At 39.0% G+C, this 17,479-nt stretch carries 13 protein-coding genes and 1 tRNA gene; 7 read left to right on the top strand and 7 right to left on the bottom strand.

The annotated features are described in order from the left end of the window. Window positions 1–99: 99 nt before the first annotated feature. Window positions 100–176 (bottom strand) — tRNA-Met (locus tag BTO11_RS08040). 330 nt (window positions 177–506) lie between these two features. Between BTO11_RS08040 and BTO11_RS08035 the strand changes: the two genes are divergently transcribed. Beyond that, window positions 507–1,592, top strand: coding sequence for a cysteine synthase A (locus BTO11_RS08035; protein ID WP_105052119.1), 1,086 nt, complete (start codon window positions 507–509; stop codon window positions 1,590–1,592). Between the two features lie 114 nt (window positions 1,593–1,706). On the opposite strand, the gene BTO11_RS08030 is transcribed toward BTO11_RS08035, so the two are convergent. The 4 genes from BTO11_RS08030 to BTO11_RS08015 all read right to left on the bottom strand — a co-directional run bounded on the left by BTO11_RS08030 (window position 1,707) and on the right by BTO11_RS08015 (window position 5,463). Then, window positions 1,707–2,345 carry a FecR family protein gene (locus BTO11_RS08030; RefSeq protein WP_105052118.1) on the bottom strand — a complete coding sequence of 213 codons (639 nt, stop codon included), beginning with the start codon at window positions 2,343–2,345 and terminating at the stop codon, window positions 1,707–1,709. 198 nt (window positions 2,346–2,543) lie between these two features. Then, entirely contained in the window at window positions 2,544–3,617 is a 1,074-nt protein-coding gene (locus BTO11_RS08025; protein ID WP_105052117.1) for a strictosidine synthase family protein, read from the bottom strand. A 170-nt stretch (window positions 3,618–3,787) separates the two neighbouring features. Further along, window positions 3,788–4,714, bottom strand: coding sequence for an electron transfer flavoprotein subunit alpha/FixB family protein (locus BTO11_RS08020; RefSeq protein ID WP_105052116.1), 927 nt, complete (start codon window positions 4,712–4,714; stop codon window positions 3,788–3,790). Continuing rightward, window positions 4,711–5,463, bottom strand: coding sequence for an electron transfer flavoprotein subunit beta/FixA family protein (locus BTO11_RS08015; RefSeq protein WP_105052115.1), 753 nt, complete (start codon window positions 5,461–5,463; stop codon window positions 4,711–4,713). The genes BTO11_RS08020 and BTO11_RS08015 overlap by 4 nt, the downstream gene beginning before the upstream one ends. Window positions 5,464–5,928: 465 nt before the next feature. On the opposite strand from BTO11_RS08015, the gene BTO11_RS08010 reads away from it, so the two are divergent. Beyond that, window positions 5,929–7,725, top strand: a complete 1,797-nt coding sequence (locus BTO11_RS08010; protein WP_105052114.1) for an acyl-CoA dehydrogenase C-terminal domain-containing protein — start codon at window positions 5,929–5,931, stop codon at window positions 7,723–7,725. Window positions 7,726–7,879: 154 nt separating this feature from the next. On the opposite strand, the gene BTO11_RS08005 is transcribed toward BTO11_RS08010, so the two are convergent. Further along, window positions 7,880–8,707, bottom strand: a complete 828-nt coding sequence (locus tag BTO11_RS08005; RefSeq protein ID WP_105052113.1) for a DHHA1 domain-containing protein — start codon at window positions 8,705–8,707, stop codon at window positions 7,880–7,882. A gap of 196 nt (window positions 8,708–8,903) precedes the next feature. Between BTO11_RS08005 and BTO11_RS08000 the strand changes: the two genes are divergently transcribed. From BTO11_RS08000 to BTO11_RS07980, 5 genes are all read left to right on the top strand, one after another. Next, on the top strand, window positions 8,904–11,066 hold the full coding sequence (locus BTO11_RS08000; RefSeq protein WP_105052112.1) for a TonB-dependent receptor plug domain-containing protein: 2,163 nt from the start codon (window positions 8,904–8,906) through the stop codon (window positions 11,064–11,066). 251 nt (window positions 11,067–11,317) lie between these two features. Continuing rightward, window positions 11,318–11,866: a GbsR/MarR family transcriptional regulator gene (locus BTO11_RS07995; RefSeq protein WP_105052111.1), complete on the top strand. Its 549-nt coding sequence runs from the start codon at window positions 11,318–11,320 to the stop codon at window positions 11,864–11,866. Window positions 11,867–11,991: 125 nt separating this feature from the next. After that, a complete protein-coding gene (locus tag BTO11_RS07990; RefSeq protein ID WP_105052110.1) occupies window positions 11,992–13,434 on the top strand; it encodes a cytochrome ubiquinol oxidase subunit I in 1,443 nt (480 codons plus the stop codon). Next, complete coding sequence (locus BTO11_RS07985) at window positions 13,427–14,425, top strand: cytochrome d ubiquinol oxidase subunit II (RefSeq protein WP_105052109.1); 999 nt, start codon at window positions 13,427–13,429, stop codon at window positions 14,423–14,425. The genes BTO11_RS07990 and BTO11_RS07985 overlap by 8 nt, the downstream gene beginning before the upstream one ends. A 134-nt stretch (window positions 14,426–14,559) precedes the next feature. Continuing rightward, on the top strand, window positions 14,560–15,384 hold the full coding sequence (locus tag BTO11_RS07980) for a hypothetical protein (RefSeq protein WP_146105472.1): 825 nt from the start codon (window positions 14,560–14,562) through the stop codon (window positions 15,382–15,384). A gap of 106 nt (window positions 15,385–15,490) precedes the next feature. Here the strand turns inward: BTO11_RS07980 and BTO11_RS07975 are convergent, their stop codons facing one another. Then, complete coding sequence (locus BTO11_RS07975) at window positions 15,491–17,314, bottom strand: DUF885 domain-containing protein (RefSeq protein WP_105052107.1); 1,824 nt, start codon at window positions 17,312–17,314, stop codon at window positions 15,491–15,493. Window positions 17,315–17,479 lie beyond the last annotated feature (165 nt).

Below are 17,479 nucleotides of genomic sequence, written 5' to 3'. Positions count from 1 at the left end.
CCAAAACGCCCCGACGTTACGAGGCGTGTATCTACCTTTATAATTTACGCATTAATTAAGCTCATAACTTCCTAATTAAAATAACCAATTCAAACTAATTGGTTGCGGGAGCTGGATTTGAACCAACGACCTTCGGGTTATGAGCCCGACGAGCTACCAGACTGCTCCATCCCGCGTCCGTAAATTACTTGGCTAATTGTTTATAGTCTAATTCCAAGGACTCGAGCTAGGTCACTTAACTTCGTAGTATTTATTGAATACAACAAAGAGCTTTACCTAGCGTTATTGCGGGGCATTATACTTGCTATCTCAGTAGATTCAAGTTAATAGCTGTCTATTTGCAAAATATAGTTGAATGTCCTTGTTTTTATTTCAACAAAAGTAAATTTTAACTTACACTTTGCATCCAAAGCGTGATTAGTGAATTAAGGTCAATTTCCATAAGCCACATAACTAACGCCCTTATGATCTGAATTAAAACACAATAAACGAAAGGTATTGCCACAATGAACAAAACTGCAAATAACTTAGCTGAACTAATCGGCGATACGCCATTAGTTAAAGTAGCTAGCTTAAGCCAACTAACAGGCTGTGATATCTATGTTAAATGTGAGTTTTTGAACCCAGGCGGCTCAGTGAAAGACAGAGCGGCTTTGCAAATGGTAACTGATGCAATAGCAAGTGGTGAACTTAAACCAGGAATGTCTATAGTCGAAGGTACTGCAGGGAATACCGGTATTGGACTGGCTATCGTTGCTAAATCGTTAGGTTATGATCTTGAGGTAGTAATGCCAAAAGGACAGACCAAAGAAAAAGAACAAATGATTGAGCTGCACGGCGCTAAATTACATCTTGTTGATGCCGTACCATTTTCAAATCCAGCGCACTTTTATCATACCGCCAGAACAATGGCTGAGAACAATCCTAAGTATTGGTGGGCAAATCAATTTGAGAACCTCAGTAACGCTAAAGCTCATTTTGAACAAACAGGCCCTGAGATTTATCAACAAACGGATAAAGAAATTGATGTCTTTGTTTCAGTCGCTGGCACTGGTGGCACCTTAGGTGGTATTTCCGATTACTTAAAATCACAAAACCCAGAGATTAAAACTGTGGCTGTCGACCCAGACGGCTCAGGTATTTTAAATTACCTTGCACAAGGTAAACATATCGCAACGGAAGGTGGTTCATTCACTGAAGGCATTGGCATTATGCGTTTGGTTGAAAACTTCAAACAAGCAAAAATTGATTATGCGGTTAATTTACCAGACAAAGATATTGTCACTGTCGCGAATTACGTTAGAAAACATGACGCGTTAGTTTTAGGCAGCTCTAGTGCATTGAACGTAACAGCGGCTTTCTTTAGCGCATTGAAGTTTGGTCCTTTAGGCAGTAATGAGAAGCACAGTGGACAAAAGCACACTATTGTGACGATAGCCTGTGACCTTGGTGAACGCTCCATATCGAAACTTTATAATGATGAATTTTTAGCGACTAAGAACATAAATGTGGCTGAGCAAAACATCGAACAGTTAAAACAGAAGTATTTAGCCAATACTGAGTCACTTAAAAAAGTCGATTTCTCTGCTTAACTCATCTGGTAATAGAATTGGGAATTAAAACCCCTTAAACAAAAAAGCGAAGTATGAACCTCATTCATACTTCGCTTTTTTAATGCCATATTTTACCGGCTATTAAGAACGACTTTAAAAGCGAGTTGAATTAACCGCTCGGTCTACTTTCTTTTGTGGCCAAAACTTGGCAGCGGTTGGCGCTTTACCCGCTTTAATGGTTGTACCTTGACCTGGCTTTGTCAGTACCGTTGTACCAAACTCATTAGTGATCACAATCTCATGTTCACCTTCAACAAACAAAACATCGATAGCGTCTTTATCTAAATATCCGCCCCAAAAATCAGTACCGCGAATACCTATACTGCCCATTAGTGTTTTTACTGTATAGCTAGGTGTTTTTACTTTAGTGATCAGCCCAGTTACGGTACGAAATACGCCTTTAACTAATTCAAATTCTGCCGCTGGCGCTTTGTCATCTGCACTCCACTTATATTGTTTGATCAACATTTCACTATCGCTACCAAGCGTTGTAATAGTGCCATCATTAAACTTAAGTGATGTTCTAGCGTCCAGACCTGTAACTACAATATCTTTTTCTATTAATAGCGATTTTCTTTTAGCGGCAACTGTCCCGGTAGCACTAATGATATTTACATCGCCCTTTTTAGCTAACACAGTCGCTACGGTATCTATGTTTTGTGAATACACTTGACCTGATATAAACATACCCAACGTGAATAACACGACTACCTGGCTTATTTTACGCTTCATAATTTTGACCTTTTATTGTTATTTTTTTGTCTTGTGATCTGTTTGATTGAACTTGTCTTTGCTAGATTTGGTTTTTCTGCCTTTGTTTGAGCGAACATAGGTTAAACAACCACTCAACTCATCAACCACTTTATGGGGACGTGCGTTTTTAGTCAACCTAAGTTTTATTCACAGCAGTGCTGCTTGGTAATCCAACGACTAATTGTTAATTTTATAAACCGCGGCATTGTTCATTTCTAAGCTGCCAAGTATTAAACTATCCTGATATTCAATCACGCTCGTAATAGCGAATAATTTATTGCCACCTTGTAGATTAGATTTCACTTTTCCATCTAAACCAACACCAATGACAAAACCATATGGCTGAGCTGGTTTTAACCAAGCTATCGGTAGGCCACCCGCTAACTTTCTAATAAATGGATATTGAGCTAATCCATCTATTAAAGGGTCTCTTAGGTTAATCAGCGGTATCCAAAAGGTATCTTTACCATTAAAGGTAAGGTTATCCGGCATGGCAGGTAAGTTTTTAATGAAGATATCTGTGGTGCCTTGTTTATCGCCCTTTAGCCATAAACGGTGTATTTGTGCTTTTCCGGTTTCGTTAATTAATACAAAATCATCATTTGGCCCAAGAGCAACACCATTTCCAAAAAACAAATTAGAGATATGAACTTGAGTCTTTTTGGTAACAGGAGAATAACTTAACAAACGCCCTGTGGCGCTAACCTCAACAAAGTCATAAACAACTTGTTTATGACCAAACCGTTGTGATGCATCAGAAAACCAAATAGTGCCATCATCAGCAATATCAAGGTGGTCCACAAACTTCATCTTAATGCCATTAATAGAGTCAGTGAGTACTGACACATCACCATTTTTTGACACTGACAACAACCCTTTTTCGGCATCGGCAACAATTAAATCGCCTGCTTTATTAAACTTTAAACCTAAAGGTCGTCCACCGGTATTCGTTAATAGTTGAACATCTGACTGTGTATTATTTTCCAGCTTAAAGCTGATAATTCGGCCGTCTTCAAACCCTGTATATAAACGTCCATTGTTTGATAAGACAATATCTTCTGGTCCTTTACCTAAATTTTGTAGGATCAATGAACTGCTATCTAATTTATTATTTTTGTCAAAATCGCCCACTAAGCCTGCGCTTTCATCTGGGTACCAGGAAACAGGTTGAAGAGAAGAGTTCGCCCACAGCAAAATAATAAGACTCAGAACTGTGCCGAATACGATCCCAACTGGCTTAATAAATTTCATTGCATTCCCTGTATTAAAACGCGTATTAACTGGCTAGTTAAGTATCTGCTTCATGTATCTGCGTAGTATAGAGCTATCGTTAAAAACAATATATAAAATATAGACATAAAAAAAGACCATTAAACAATGGTCTTTTTTTCGGTTAACTATCTTTAACTGAAATAGTTAATTTATAATTTAGCTTCAAGCTCAGGTAGCGCATCAAACAAGTCTGCTTCCAAACCATAATCCGCAACCTGAAAAATTGGTGCTTCAGGGTCTTTATTAATAGCAACAATGACTTTTGAGTCTTTCATACCAGCTAAATGCTGAATTGCACCTGAGATACCAACCGCAATATATAAGTCAGGAGCAACAATTTTACCTGTTTGACCGACTTGCATATCGTTTGGTACGAAACCAGCATCAACCGCTGCACGTGATGCACCAATAGCCGCGCCTAACTTGTCAGCAATACCGTCTAACAATTTAAAGTTCTCGCCATTTTGCATACCACGACCACCAGAGATCACAATACTCGCTGCGCCTAAATCAGGACGAGCAGAAACCGTTAACTCATCTTTAACATGGCTAGAAATCCCAGCGTCAGTTACATTTGAAAGCGTTACTACTTCAGCGCTTCCGTCTGTGTCAGCTGCATCAAATGCCGTTGCACGTACAGTAAGTACTTTTTTAACATCTAAACTTTTTACCGTAGCGATGGCATTACCCGCATAGATTGGACGTACAAACGTATCGGCACTTTCAACATCAATAATGTCAGAGATTTGTGCAACATCTAACAAAGCAGCAACGCGAGGCACAAAGTTTTTACCCGTTGTTAATGCTGTTGCCATAATAGTGTCGTAATCAGCTGCAAGCTCTAATACAAGCGCACTTACGTTTTCAGCAAGTTGGTGTTCATAAGCTGCGTTATCAGCAACCAATACTTTTGTAACACCAGTTACTTTTGCAGCTTGCTCTACAACTGATTGGCAATTAGCGCCAGCAACTAGCAGATGCACATCACTACCAATTTTTAATGCTGCCGTTACCGTTTTAAGCGTATCCGCTTTTAACTCAGTATTATCATGTTCTGCGTAAACTAAAATGCTCATGAGATCACCTTCGCTTCAGTCTTCAATTTTTCTATTAATTCATCAATTGATCCAACCATAATGCCAGCTTGACGCTCAGCAGGTGGTGTTACTTTTAACAACGATGTACGAGCCGTTAAGTTGATACCAAAATCAGCCGCTGGTTTTACATCTAAAGGTTTACGTTTGGCTTTCATTATATTTGGTAATGATGCATAACGAGGTTCATTTAAACGTAAGTCTGTTGTCACAACAGCAGGAAGAGTTAATGCTAATGTTTGTAAACCACCGTCAACTTCACGAGTTACGTTTACTTTATCGCCATCAACTACCACTTCAGAGGCAAATGTACCTTGAGACATCCCAGTAAGGGCGGCTAGCATTTGACCTGTTTGGTTGTTATCGCTGTCTATTGACTGCTTACCTAAAATAACTAATTGAGGTTGTTCTTCTTCAACTACTTTTTGTAATAATTTTGCTATGTTCAGAGCATCTAACGATTCGTCAGTTTCAATTTGAATAGCACGGTCAGCACCTAATGCTAGTGCAGTTCGTAACTGCTCCTGACATGTTTTATCGCCAACAGATACAACAATGATTTCTGTTACTGTGCCAGCTTCTTTTAAACGTACAGCTTCTTCAACAGCGATTTCACAAAACGGGTTAATAGCCATTTTTGTGTTAGTTAAATCAACATCAGAATTATCGGCTTTAACACGTACTTTGACGTTGTAGTCAATTACGCGTTTTATTGGGACTAATACTTTCATTAAAATTACTCACTTTTCTAATTTTTATATCTGTTGTATCCAGAGTGTTGCACAATTTACTTTATTTACTGGAAAATTCAAACGGTTGTTTTAATTTAATTGTTATTCCTGTCAGCAGCGCCAACAAAGAAGACAAACAGCTAAGTTAAATATACAACAATAAACAAACTTATTAACCATGACTTTGTTATATAGGTAATAGCTTCACCTTTGTCACTAATTCAGGGCGAGTTTACTAATTAAAATGGTATTTGGATAACACAATTCAATGCTCGCGAGGTTAATCACATTTAGTGCAATGCAAATAAAGGTACATTTAACTTTACGACAAGCATACAAACTAACATTTGATCGACATCATTATTATCTCAATTTTATCCTTCCCTTTATTTCTTTCTTTGTAATTCAGTTCCATTTACTGCTAGTCTGACCAGAACCAAATAATAATAAATTGAGAGAATGGAAATGCCTGAATATAAAGCGCCCTTACGCGATTACAAATTTGTCATGCAAGAGTTGTTAGATTGTGAAACGCACTACAGTACTCTTGGTTATGAAGATGCCAGCTTAGATATGCTCGATGCAATATTGTCAGAAGCCGGTAAATTTACCGAACAAGTGATAGCCCCATTAAACCAAATTGGCGATGAGCAAGGTTGTACTTGGACAGACGGTAATGTCACCACACCGGATGGTTTTAAAGAAGCGTATCAACAATACGTTGATGGTGGATGGCCAACCCTCTCCTTGCCAGAAGAATTTGGTGGTCAAGACTTACCTCATTCAGTCAACACCGCAATTGGCGAAATGATGTCAGCAGCCAATCATAGTTTTGCTATGTATCCAGGGTTAAGCCACGGCGCAATAGCCACTTTATTAGCCCACGGCACTGACACGCAAAAACAAATGTTTTTACCTAAATTAGTGGAAGGTAGCTGGACAGGTACTATGTGCCTTACAGAAGCTCACTGTGGTACAGACTTAGGTATGTTACGTACTAAAGCTGAATTAAATGATGACGGTTCTTATCGCTTAAACGGCAGCAAAATATTTATCTCAGCTGGGGAACATGACCTTTCTGACAATATCGTTCATATCGTTATCGCCCGTATTCCTGGTTCGCCAGAAGGCACTCGTGGTATTTCGTTATTTGCAGTCCCTAAGTTTAACATTACAGATGATGGCGTAGTAGAAGATAGAAACGGCGTTAACTGTGGCTCTATTGAACATAAAATGGGGATTAACGCTAACGCAACTTGTGTGATCAACTTTGATAACGCCAAAGGTTATTTAATTGGCGAAGTTAATCGCGGATTAAATTGTATGTTTACCTTTATGAATGCAGCTCGTTTAGGCGTTGCTAATGAAGGTGTTGCTGCATCTGAAGCGTCATTCCAAGGTGCGCTTACTTACGCTAAAGACAGATTACAAATGCGTTCTATGTCTGGTGTTAAAAATCCAAATGGCCCAGCTGATCCAATTATAGTGCATCCAGATGTACGCCGTATGTTACTAACTCAAAAATCATTTGCCGAAGGTGGCCGAGCATTGGCGTCTGACTTAGCGCAATTAGTCGATACCGTACACGCAAGTAACAATGAAAATCACAAAGCACTTGCAGAAGCTAAGTTGGCGTTATTAACCCCTATTGCAAAAGCCTTTTTGACTGAAACCGGTTTAGAGTCCACCAGCCATGGCATTCAAGTATTTGGTGGTCATGGGTTTATCAAAGAATGGGGTATGGAGCAGCTAATGCGAGATACCAAAATCAGTTGTTTGTATGAAGGGACAACGGGTATTCAGGCGTTAGATTTATTAGGTCGTAAAATATTAGGTTCACAAGGTGAGCTACTAAAAGGCTTTGCGGCTGAAGTAGTGAGCTTTTGTCAAAATAACGCAGGAACACCAAGTCTTACAAGTCACTGCCAAACACTAGCAAGTTACTTAAAAGAGTGGCAATCAACCACAATGGAAATAGGTAAAAAGGCAGCTAATAACCCAGACGAAATAGGTGCAGCTTCGGTTGACTACCTTATGTTTTCTGGCTACGTCACACTCGCTTATTACTGGGCAAAAATGGTTGCATGCGCACAGAAAAAATTAGATGCGGGTACTGACGAAAAAGACTTTTACTTAGCGAAAATACAAACAGGTCAATTCTACTTTGACCGTATATTACCGAGAGCTAAAGGTCATGCCGCTTGTATTACCGCTGGTGCAGAAAGCATGATGGCATTGGATGCAGAGCATTTTAGTTTCTAAGCTGCTCTAGTTTCTGAGTACGTTATCTAACAAAACAATAAAATGCATATAAAAAGGCCGCGTATTAACCATAATACGCGGCCTTTTTTGTTCTGTTTATCTTGCTTTGATTTGATTTGATTATAAATTCTTATCAAACCAGAAACTAAATCAACTAATCCACGTTAGGGAATGTTATCGCTGGTTTTTCAACAGAAAAACCTGCTGCATTAAAGTGACCGCCTCCACCAAACTTATTGGCAATGGCCGACACATCAATACCATCTGCAGATGAACGTAATGAATAAATGCGTTTAGTGTCTGTTTCAAAATACATAGCAGCAAAAGGATGCCCTTGGCATAACTCATTACCCAAATCACTAATCAACGTTGTGGTATTCACGCATGGCACTAAGTAACCACATAATGTGATCATCTCAGGCGTTTTCTTCATCGCGCGTTTAATTTCCATTTGTTGGTAAGCTAAGATAGTTCTGCCCTGCTCTATAATTGGCAACACAGCCTCATCAGTTAACAACTCACTCCAAGTTTCAAAACTCATTTCCATTAGTTGTAAACCAGCAGAGAACTCTTTGCTATCTGGTAATTTCCACTGCCAGATATCACGATCTTGAATATAAGCAATTAACTTAGGCACAGGTAAGTCTTTATTAAAGTGTTCCCACGCTAAATACGCGCCACTTTTGCTCATATCAAATTGGCAAAAGTCCAATCCTTCCAATGCCGCTTGTGCCGTTTTGTGATGGTCAATAACAATTAACGATGCAGCTTGTTCATGCATCTTAATTAACGTCTCTCTAGAATAAGCAAAGTCAACAATGTAAACATGTTTGCCTGTTACATCTGGTGCATCATCATCGTGGCGAGCCGGTAACCATTCATGTTCATCTTCGCTATGCTCTCGTTGCAAAAATACGTTTACAGCTAGTGCTGCGCCAAACCCGTCTGGGCAACTTTTATGATAAATACACAAGTGAGACATTTAATTTCCAATTTCTACAGTAATTTGCGGGGATTCTGAATTAAATATTCGAGAACCTCCAGATAAAACCGTATTTATTTAAGATACGATTGGTATATATTAACATCTTGAAATTAATTAAGATCCATTTTGTCACATTTAACGTATAAGGTGACATACGAACAAAATAAACCACGTAATTATAATAGGATGTGTTTTGCGATATTTATCATTTACCCCACTTTTAATAGTTGGTCTATTACCATTGATGGCTAATGCGACTGACGCCAAGCTAATTGAAGCTAGCCCAGAGGTAGAAGTTTCGACAACTGAAGATGAGGTTGAGCAACCTTTAACAGCGCCTCCTCAATTAACGAGTGTCGGCCGCCCGCCTGAAACAATTCGCGTTATTGGCAGCAGAGACTCTGGCATCGAATTAAGCTCAGACAAAATATTAAAAGTACCAGGTGCGGGTAATGATCCAATAAGAGCAATTGAAAGCTTACCGGGTGTCGTACTGGCTAATGGTTTTGCACCTGCAGTAAGAGGTAGCTCGCCAAGTGATATGTATTATCAAACCGACGGCGTGCCTGTCGGTTATGTATTTCATAACGATAGTTACAGTAGCTTTCACCCTAACCTGATTAAAAGCTTTGAATTAAAAACCGGCGCTTGGGAGTCTGGTTTCTCTGACTCTATTGGTGGAGTTATCGACACTAAATTAAGAGACCCAGAAATTAAAGACTTTAGCGGTGTCGCTGACTTTAGCTTTTTACGTACAGGCTTATTGATTGAATCTAAACTAACTGACTCGTCAGCATTTTATTTAGCGGCCAGACAAAGTTTGATCCATATTTATATAGATGCATTTTTAGATGATGAAGATTTTAAATTTACCCAAGCACCTATCAATAACGATTACCAATTCAAATACATCAATTACCTTGACGACAATAATAAAATTGTTGTGCAAGCCACTGGCGCTAATGATGATGTTGAATTGTTATTCTCTGACGAATCTTCACAAGTACAAAAGAATCCTGAACTAACCGGCGGCATTGGCTTTGAAACCTATTACGACAACCAAAGTATTATTTGGACCAATGAGTCTGACTTTGGTCAAACGCAAGTATTCCTTAACCGTTTAGTTCGTAATTCAGACTTTTTTGTTGGTCAAATAATCGAGCTTAATGCAATTACCACCGACAGCATGTTTAAAGTACTCAATACCCAGTTATTCGATAGTGGCGCGTTAAACTCTGGTTTTGAATTCAGACAACAAAACATTGATTACCAAGTAACGGGCAAAAGCTCACCTTGTAATAATGAGTTTGAAATTTGTGCACCTAGTTACTACGCACCATCGGTTTCAGAAGCGGCAGAAATAGACATTAGTTTTATGACAGTGTTTGCTGATTACGACTGGGATTTATCAGATTCCGTTATGCTACGTTTAGGCGGCGCGGTAAATACTAACGACTTTAATGATGAAACCATAGCAGAGCCAAGATTGATGCTGAAATGGCAAGCCTTTGATGATTACGGATTAAAATTCGCATACGGCCAACATCACCAATGGTTTAGAGAATATAAATACTTATCGGAAACCTTTGGTAGCTTGAACTTAGACCAAGTTACGGCCGAGCATTACATATTTGGTATCGAATACGAAGGTGACTCAGATTGGGCATGGCGCATAGAAAGTTATTACAAAGATATGGATGACTTAATTGTTAGTAATCCATCTCAACAAGTAACATCTTTAACTGACAGAGACAGCGCAGTTGAAAATGATTTAATGCAAGCCGACAACTATTTAAATGCCGGAGTTGGCACCGCGTACGGTGTTGAGTTTCTACTAAACAAAGCAATTTCTGACAACTGGTATGGTTGGTTAAGTATCGCTTACAGTAAAACAGAGCGTACTAATGAATTAACCGGAGATGAGTTTAATTATGAATTTGATAAACCTTGGATCATTAACTTAGTCGCTAACTACGAAATAAACGACAACTGGCAATTTGGTGGCCGCTGGCGCTTCCAAAGTGGTGCTTTATATACACCAATCAATGGTGCCGTTCCTGTATACCCTCTGGTTAACAACGAACCGGATAGCAGCCAAGAGCCAATCTTTTATGACCCAATTGAAGGTGGCATAAACGAACAACGTTTAGATGATTTTCATCGTTTAGACGTTAGACTTGATTACAAAACTCAATGGTGGGGACAAGAAACTAACTTATACTTTGAAGTGCTCAATGTGTACGGTAAGAAAAGCTTAACAGGCTATGATTACAACGAGGACTACACTGAAAGAGATCCTTCATACCAGTTCCCAGATACACCAATTCCATCCATTGGTTTACAAATAGAGTTTTAGAAAATCTCTTTAAACTCATTTATATAAATAACAAAAGGCTAGTTTAACTAGCCTTTTGTTTCTCTACCACCAGCCCTAAACAAAGTGAACACGGCTATTCATTACACCTTCTGCTACAGGCTTATTTTTCTTTTTCATTCCTGCTATTTATTCAGCCACAAATAAAACCTTAATTTCAAAGATAATGCTTGATCTAGATCAAGTTAAGTTCTAAAGTTTCAGAAATTACTGAAACTTTAGAAAGGTTTGATATGTTACTTAGTCCAAAACTAGAATCGTTTGTTATGCACTGTGGTGAAATGGGCAGTCGTTGGGGCTTTAACCGTACGGTTGGTCAAATGATTGGGTTGATTATTGTCAGCGAAAATCCAGTCAGTGCCAACGAATTGGCTGAAACATTAAATATTTCTCGTGGCAACGTCAGCATGGGAATTAAAGAATTACAGTCTTGGCGCTTAATCCAAGTCCAACATATTCCTGGCGATAGAAAAGATTACTATGCACCTGCAGGCAGTATTTGGGATTTAGCCACACGCGTGTTTGAAGAACGCCGAAAACGTGAAATGGACCCGACTCTATCCTTGTTACGTTCAAGTATTTTAGACCAACCCGCTAACCAGCAAGAAGAGTACGCGCAAGAGAAGATGCATGAAATTCATGACTTACTTGAGTCCGTTACTTTATGGGCAAGTGAGCTGCAAAACATGAGCCCTGAAAAACTAAAAACCTTAATGAAACTAGGTGCTGGCGTTGGCAAGGTATTAGACATGAAAGATAAGCTGCTTAGGTCTGGCAACTAATACAAGCTCGCTACTAAATTATTCATAATGGCTAAGCGGTTAATCAAGCTCAGTCATTTAAACAAAGCACACTCAACAACATATTTATTTCTTAACCACTCATTATATGAGCGAACGAGGCCGACATGTTAGACACGTTATTGTTATCTCGAATTCAATTTGCAACCAATATCAGTTTCCATATTTTATTTCCAACTATCACCATAGCGCTATGCTGGTTTTTGTTGTTTTTTAAAATACGTTTTGACCAAACCGCCGATCCTATTTGGATGCGCGCTTATCGTTTTTGGGTGAAGATATTCGCCTTAACCTTTGCTCTTGGTGTGGTAAGTGGGATCACTATGTCATTCCAATTTGGTACCAACTGGCCAGGGTTTATGGAAAAGGTTGGTAATGTCGCAGGACCTTTGCTGGGTTACGAAGTGCTCACGGCGTTTTTCTTAGAAGCCACGTTTTTAGGCATTATGTTATTTGGTAGTCAGCGAGTACCACAAAAGGTTCATACATTGGCAACCGCCATTGTTGCCCTTGGTACTACTATGTCGGCATTTTGGATATTGTCGTTAAACTCATGGATGCACACGCCAACAGGCTTTGAAATGCGAGACGGTGTGGTTATTCCAACCGACTGGTTAGCGATTATATTTAACCCATCATTTCCGTATCGATTTTTCCATGTGTTGTTAGCCTCGGCTATTACTGCATCGTTTTTAATTGCCGGCATTAGTGCATACCGTTTATTACATGGTGACAACAAACGAGCGCCTAAAATGACGCTTAAAGTCGCCTTAACCGCCGCCATGATATTAACGCCTGTACAAGCGTTTGTTGGTGACTTACACGGATTAAATACCTTAGAGCATCAGCCACAAAAGATTGCAGCAATGGAAGGTGTTTGGGAAACAGAGAAAGGCGCACCTTTATTGTTATTTGCCATTCCTGATGAAGAAACTCGTAGTAACCATTTTGAAATTGGCATACCTAACATGGCAAGTTTAATTTTAACTCACGATGCAGACGGAGAGATCAAAGGGTTAAACGAATTTGTAGGTAAACATCCACCAGTCAAACCTGTATTTTATTCATTTAGAGTCATGGTTGGCTTAGGTATGTTGTTGTTATTGGTTGCCTGGGTTACTCGTTTAACCTTGTACAAAAACAACGAATTACCGAACTGGATGTTAAAAGTATTAGTCACGCTTAGCTTTTCAGGTTGGGTCGCTACATTGGCGGGCTGGTATGTAACCGAGATTGGCCGTCAACCTTATATTGTCTCTGGCGTATTAACGGTAAAAGAAGCGGCCACTGATATCGCTCCGGAGAATGTAGCTATCTCACTTGCCCTGTATGTAATTGTCTATCTTGGTTTGTTATACGCGTATTTACACACCATTTTTGTGATGGCGCGCAGAGCAGTAGAGATTGAAGAAATCTCTGATCAGCTAAATGAGCAAGAACAGGAAAATGAAGAAAAAAGTATTCTGCTTAATAGCGCAGTCACAAAGAGCACAGTCACCAACAGCCTAGACACCAATTTAGACAAAAAAGTGGAGAATGATCATGTTTGATAAAGAGACTCTAGCCGTTATATTTGTTGGCTTAATGGGATTATCCGTTTTAATGTATGCAATTTTAGACGGTTACGATCTTGGTGTTGGCATGTTGCTACCACTGGATAACCAACAACATGCCGACATTATGGTGGCCTCCATTGGTCCATTTTGGGATGCCAATGAAACCTGGCTAGTATTGGCAATTGGTTTGTTACTTATTGCTTTTCCTGCCGCACATAGCCTGACACTCAAAGCATTATATTTACCCGCAACCTTTATGTTGATTGGGCTTATTTTACGAGGTGTGGCTTTTGACTTTCGTGCCAAAGCGTCTTTTGGTCATCGTCCTACGTGGGATAAATTATTTAAGCTAGGATCTTTATTTGCAGCGTTAACCCAAGGTTATATGCTTGGCATGTATGTGAACGGCTTTGATACTTCTCTATCTGGTTACTTATTTGCCATGCTCAGTGCGATTGGCGTTAGCTGTGCTTATTGCTTTATTGGCGCAACTTGGTTGGTAATGAAAACCGAAGGAGAGCTACAGTTAAAATCAATCAAAACCGCAAAACGAACTTTGGTTATTGCCTTTATTGGTATCGCAACAGTATCGGCGACTAACTTATTATTTAATCCAGATATTTACGCTAAGTGGTTCACCTTCCCTAACATCTTATTTTTGATGCCAATTCCAATAGTGTGTGGTGCGTTATTTGCCCTGGCATTTATGTTGTTAAAACGCTTACAAAAAAATCCACACACAGGAGCAGGTTTCCCCTTCTTACTATGTATTTTAATATTTACCTTAAGTTTTGCTGGATTAGGTTTTAGTTTCTTTCCGTACATAGTGCCAAATCAATTAACTATTTGGCAGGCAGTTGCGGCACCAGAGGCATTAAACTTCTTACTGTACGGCGCTATTGTGGTGGTACCTACGATTTTGATGTACACGGCTTATTCTTACAGAGTGTTTTGGGGTAAGGTACAAGAGCTGCGTTACTATTAATATCGAGGTTACAATTAACAATAGTATCTACAGCTCATACATTTATTTACAAAGATAGGTTTGACTTTAATGACGAATTAACAAACTCTAGACTCTAAAATTAAGAATAAAAATTTATGAAAATGGAGTTTGTTATGTCATTCAATCGTGTCTATCTGGCCGTCAGTCTTTTGCTTGTTTCATCTGTTAATTTTTCTGTGAACGCCGATACATTAAGTGATGTTAAATCAAAGTTAGAAACCTTAAACGGCGACTCGGCCATCAATGTTGAATTCACCTCAAAATACACAGAAACCTCAGGCAAAGACGACGAAGCTAAAAGTGGACTTATCACTTTACCGTTAAGTTATAACCATAAAGGCCTACAAATAACTTACAACAAAGACATACTCGACAAGGTAGCTAAAGAAGAGTCCCAAAAAGAGCAGGATGAAGGTGCGAACACACCAACCTTAAGTGCCATGTCTCGTGTTGAAAGCTCAGATCTTTTAGAGCAATTATCATCAGCATCTTCTTTATTACGCTTTTTAAACAAAGCAAAATTTGCCAGTGAAAAAACAATAGAACATCGAGGCAGTTCTGCAACGGAATTAATTTTTGATCTGCCTATTGAGAGTATTATTACTGGAGAAGACGCAAGGGAGTATATTGACGAATTTGCAGGTCAATATCGACTGGTAGTAGATAACCAAGGAGTCCCAATAGAAAGTGAATTAACGTTTGCCGGTAGTGGTAGTGCTTACGTATTTTTTAGTCTTGAAATGGAACAAACTTCGACAAGCCAATATCAAGTAGTGGGTAACCGCCTAGTAAATACCAGCCAAACTTATACAAGAAAACAATCATCAACCTTTGGCGATAGTGAGTCAGTAGGTGAAGAAACGTTAGCGATAATGACCAGTGATCTTGTCGGTAATTCACAGGACAACATTGAGGTAGGAAGCTGTAAAAAAAGTTAGAACAACTCTCGGTAAAATGTATTAGCTTTATAAAACAGATTAGTTTTATAAAGCATGTGGCCTAAAACTTAAGGCCACATACATAATTTAAAATTTTCAAAGAAGCTTATAAAGCCAGTTGAGATTGAACCCAACGTTTTATCTTTTGTTCTAAAATAGGCATAGGTAAAGCACCATCAATTAATATTTGCGTATGGAAAGCTTTAATATCAAACTTTTCGCCCAGAGCTTGTTTAGAATAATCGCGTAACTCTTGAATTTTGAACTGACCAAGCTTGTAAGAAAGTGCTTGTCCAGGCCACGCTATATAACGTTCAACTTCAGCAACCACATCACTTTTAGCCATTGAAGAGTTGGCCAGCATATAATCTATCCCCTGCTGACGAGTCCAACCTTTTACATGAAATCCAGTATCTAGAACTAAACGCATTGCACGTAACTGCTCATCAGATAAACGGCCGTACCACATATATGGGTCGGTAAATAAACCTAGCTCTTTACCAAGGCTTTCAGCATAAAGTGCCCACCCTTCAGCGAATACAGTGTAACCACCAAATTTACGAAAATCAGGTAAGCCGTCAATTTCTTGCTGTAACGCTATTTGAAAGTGATGGCCTGGAGCCGCTTCATGAATAGAAAGCGTTTCAAGTAAAAACTTAGGCTGAGCTTTTAAATTGAACGTATTAATATAAAAAATGCCTGGTCGTGAACCATCAGGAGCTGGAGATTGATACGACGCACCCGCTGCAGATTGAGCACGGTAGGCTTCAACTGGTTTTACAACATACGACGCCTTTGGTGCGATATCAAACAACAGCGGCAAACTCGCATCAATTTTTTGTTTTACATTCTCGTACGCAGCTATTAGCTCATCTGCGGTATTAAAATAAAACTCATCTGAGTTACGTAAATGACTAAAGAAGGCTTTTAAGTCACCTTTAAAACCAACCGTGTCTTTTACTTTTTTCATTTCAGATAAAATACGCGCAACTTCGCTCAAGCCTATTTCGTGGATTTCATCTGCTGATAAACTTAATGTTGTATTGGTCTTAATCTGATATTCATACCAAGCCTTACCATTTGGCAAATCACTATAACCAACCGAGTCACGACTGTTAGGAATATACTGTTCAACAAAAAACGTATTCATACGCTGATATGCTGGTACTAAACCATTCATGATAAGTTCACGATATTGAGCCGTGATCTGTTGCTTTTGCTCTGGAGTAAATGACGCTGGTAAGTTTTTAATAGGTGACCAAAACAACGAGTCTTCGGCTTTTTCTACTATATGAGTTTCAAATTGACCTTGTAGCTTTTGTGACAATGGCTTTGGTAACACAATGCCTTGTTTGATCCCCTCAGCCATTGACGTTTGAACGCTATCAAACCAAGCAATAAAACCATCTGCACGTTTTAAGAAGTCAGTATAATCTTGAACTGTATTAAATGGTTGAGCACTTTCACCCGAGCCCAAAGATGCAAATGTATTATGCGCGCCAGACATTTGATTAATTGGCAGCAAATAACTTAAAAACTGCATGCCTTCTAATTTTAGCGCTAAATCACGTTCAAGAATTTCATAACTTAGTAGTGACTGGCCTTTGAGCTGCGCTTTATCAATTAACGCTAAACGAGCTTGGTAATCTTTATAAAACGCGGCAACTTTAGTTCTATTCTCTTTTGAAATAACCGGAGTGAATTTATCATTGAAACCTTCGCGGCCAATATAGGTTGCGCCGATAGGGCTAAAGACAAGTGAGTCGTCGAAGTATTGGCTAACAAGTAAATCTAATTGTTGTTCATGTGATGATTTAGACATTTCAGATGCCTGTGCATCTACATTTTCCAATGACGATTCTGTCTTCATACAGCCTGTAAGTGCGAACATAACACCACAAGTAATAAGCGCAAATTTAACGGTTTTCATACGAGTCCTTTTAAAGAAATATAAGCCCAGATTATGCGACCTTTCCTGTTACAAATAAAGCAATTAACCACAGTTACTTTATCTGTAATAGAAAAGGCTGAGGAAATAATACTCAGCGACAAAACTTAAGTTATAAGCAATAATATTAAAACTCATATTGAGGAA

The organism is Psychrosphaera saromensis (genome assembly GCF_002954545.1).
Taxonomy (GTDB): domain Bacteria; phylum Pseudomonadota; class Gammaproteobacteria; order Enterobacterales; family Alteromonadaceae; genus Psychrosphaera; species Psychrosphaera saromensis.
Note: the sequence above shows the minus strand (reverse complement) of the source record. Positions and strands in the feature narration are given on the sequence as shown.

Excerpts from the sequence above, each read along its gene's own strand:
- BTO11_RS08005 (WP_105052113.1), bottom strand. The coding sequence starts at position 8,707 with ATGTCTCACTTGTGTATTTATCATAAAAGTTGCCCAGACGGGTTTGGC.
- BTO11_RS08015 (WP_105052115.1), bottom strand. The coding sequence starts at position 5,463 with ATGAAAGTATTAGTCCCAATAAAACGCGTAATTGACTACAACGTCAAA.
- BTO11_RS07985 (WP_105052109.1), top strand. The coding sequence starts at position 13,427 with ATGTTTGATAAAGAGACTCTAGCCGTTATATTTGTTGGCTTAATGGGA.
- BTO11_RS08020 (WP_105052116.1), bottom strand. The coding sequence starts at position 4,714 with ATGAGCATTTTAGTTTACGCAGAACATGATAATACTGAGTTAAAAGCG.
- BTO11_RS08035 (WP_105052119.1), top strand. The coding sequence starts at position 507 with ATGAACAAAACTGCAAATAACTTAGCTGAACTAATCGGCGATACGCCA.
- BTO11_RS07995 (WP_105052111.1), top strand. The coding sequence starts at position 11,318 with ATGTTACTTAGTCCAAAACTAGAATCGTTTGTTATGCACTGTGGTGAA.
- BTO11_RS08030 (WP_105052118.1), bottom strand. The coding sequence starts at position 2,345 with ATGAAGCGTAAAATAAGCCAGGTAGTCGTGTTATTCACGTTGGGTATG.
- BTO11_RS07990 (WP_105052110.1), top strand. The coding sequence starts at position 11,992 with ATGTTAGACACGTTATTGTTATCTCGAATTCAATTTGCAACCAATATC.
- BTO11_RS07975 (WP_105052107.1), bottom strand. The coding sequence starts at position 17,314 with ATGAAAACCGTTAAATTTGCGCTTATTACTTGTGGTGTTATGTTCGCA.
- BTO11_RS08010 (WP_105052114.1), top strand. The coding sequence starts at position 5,929 with ATGCCTGAATATAAAGCGCCCTTACGCGATTACAAATTTGTCATGCAA.
- BTO11_RS08025 (WP_105052117.1), bottom strand. The coding sequence starts at position 3,617 with ATGAAATTTATTAAGCCAGTTGGGATCGTATTCGGCACAGTTCTGAGT.
- BTO11_RS07980 (WP_146105472.1), top strand. The coding sequence starts at position 14,560 with ATGTCATTCAATCGTGTCTATCTGGCCGTCAGTCTTTTGCTTGTTTCA.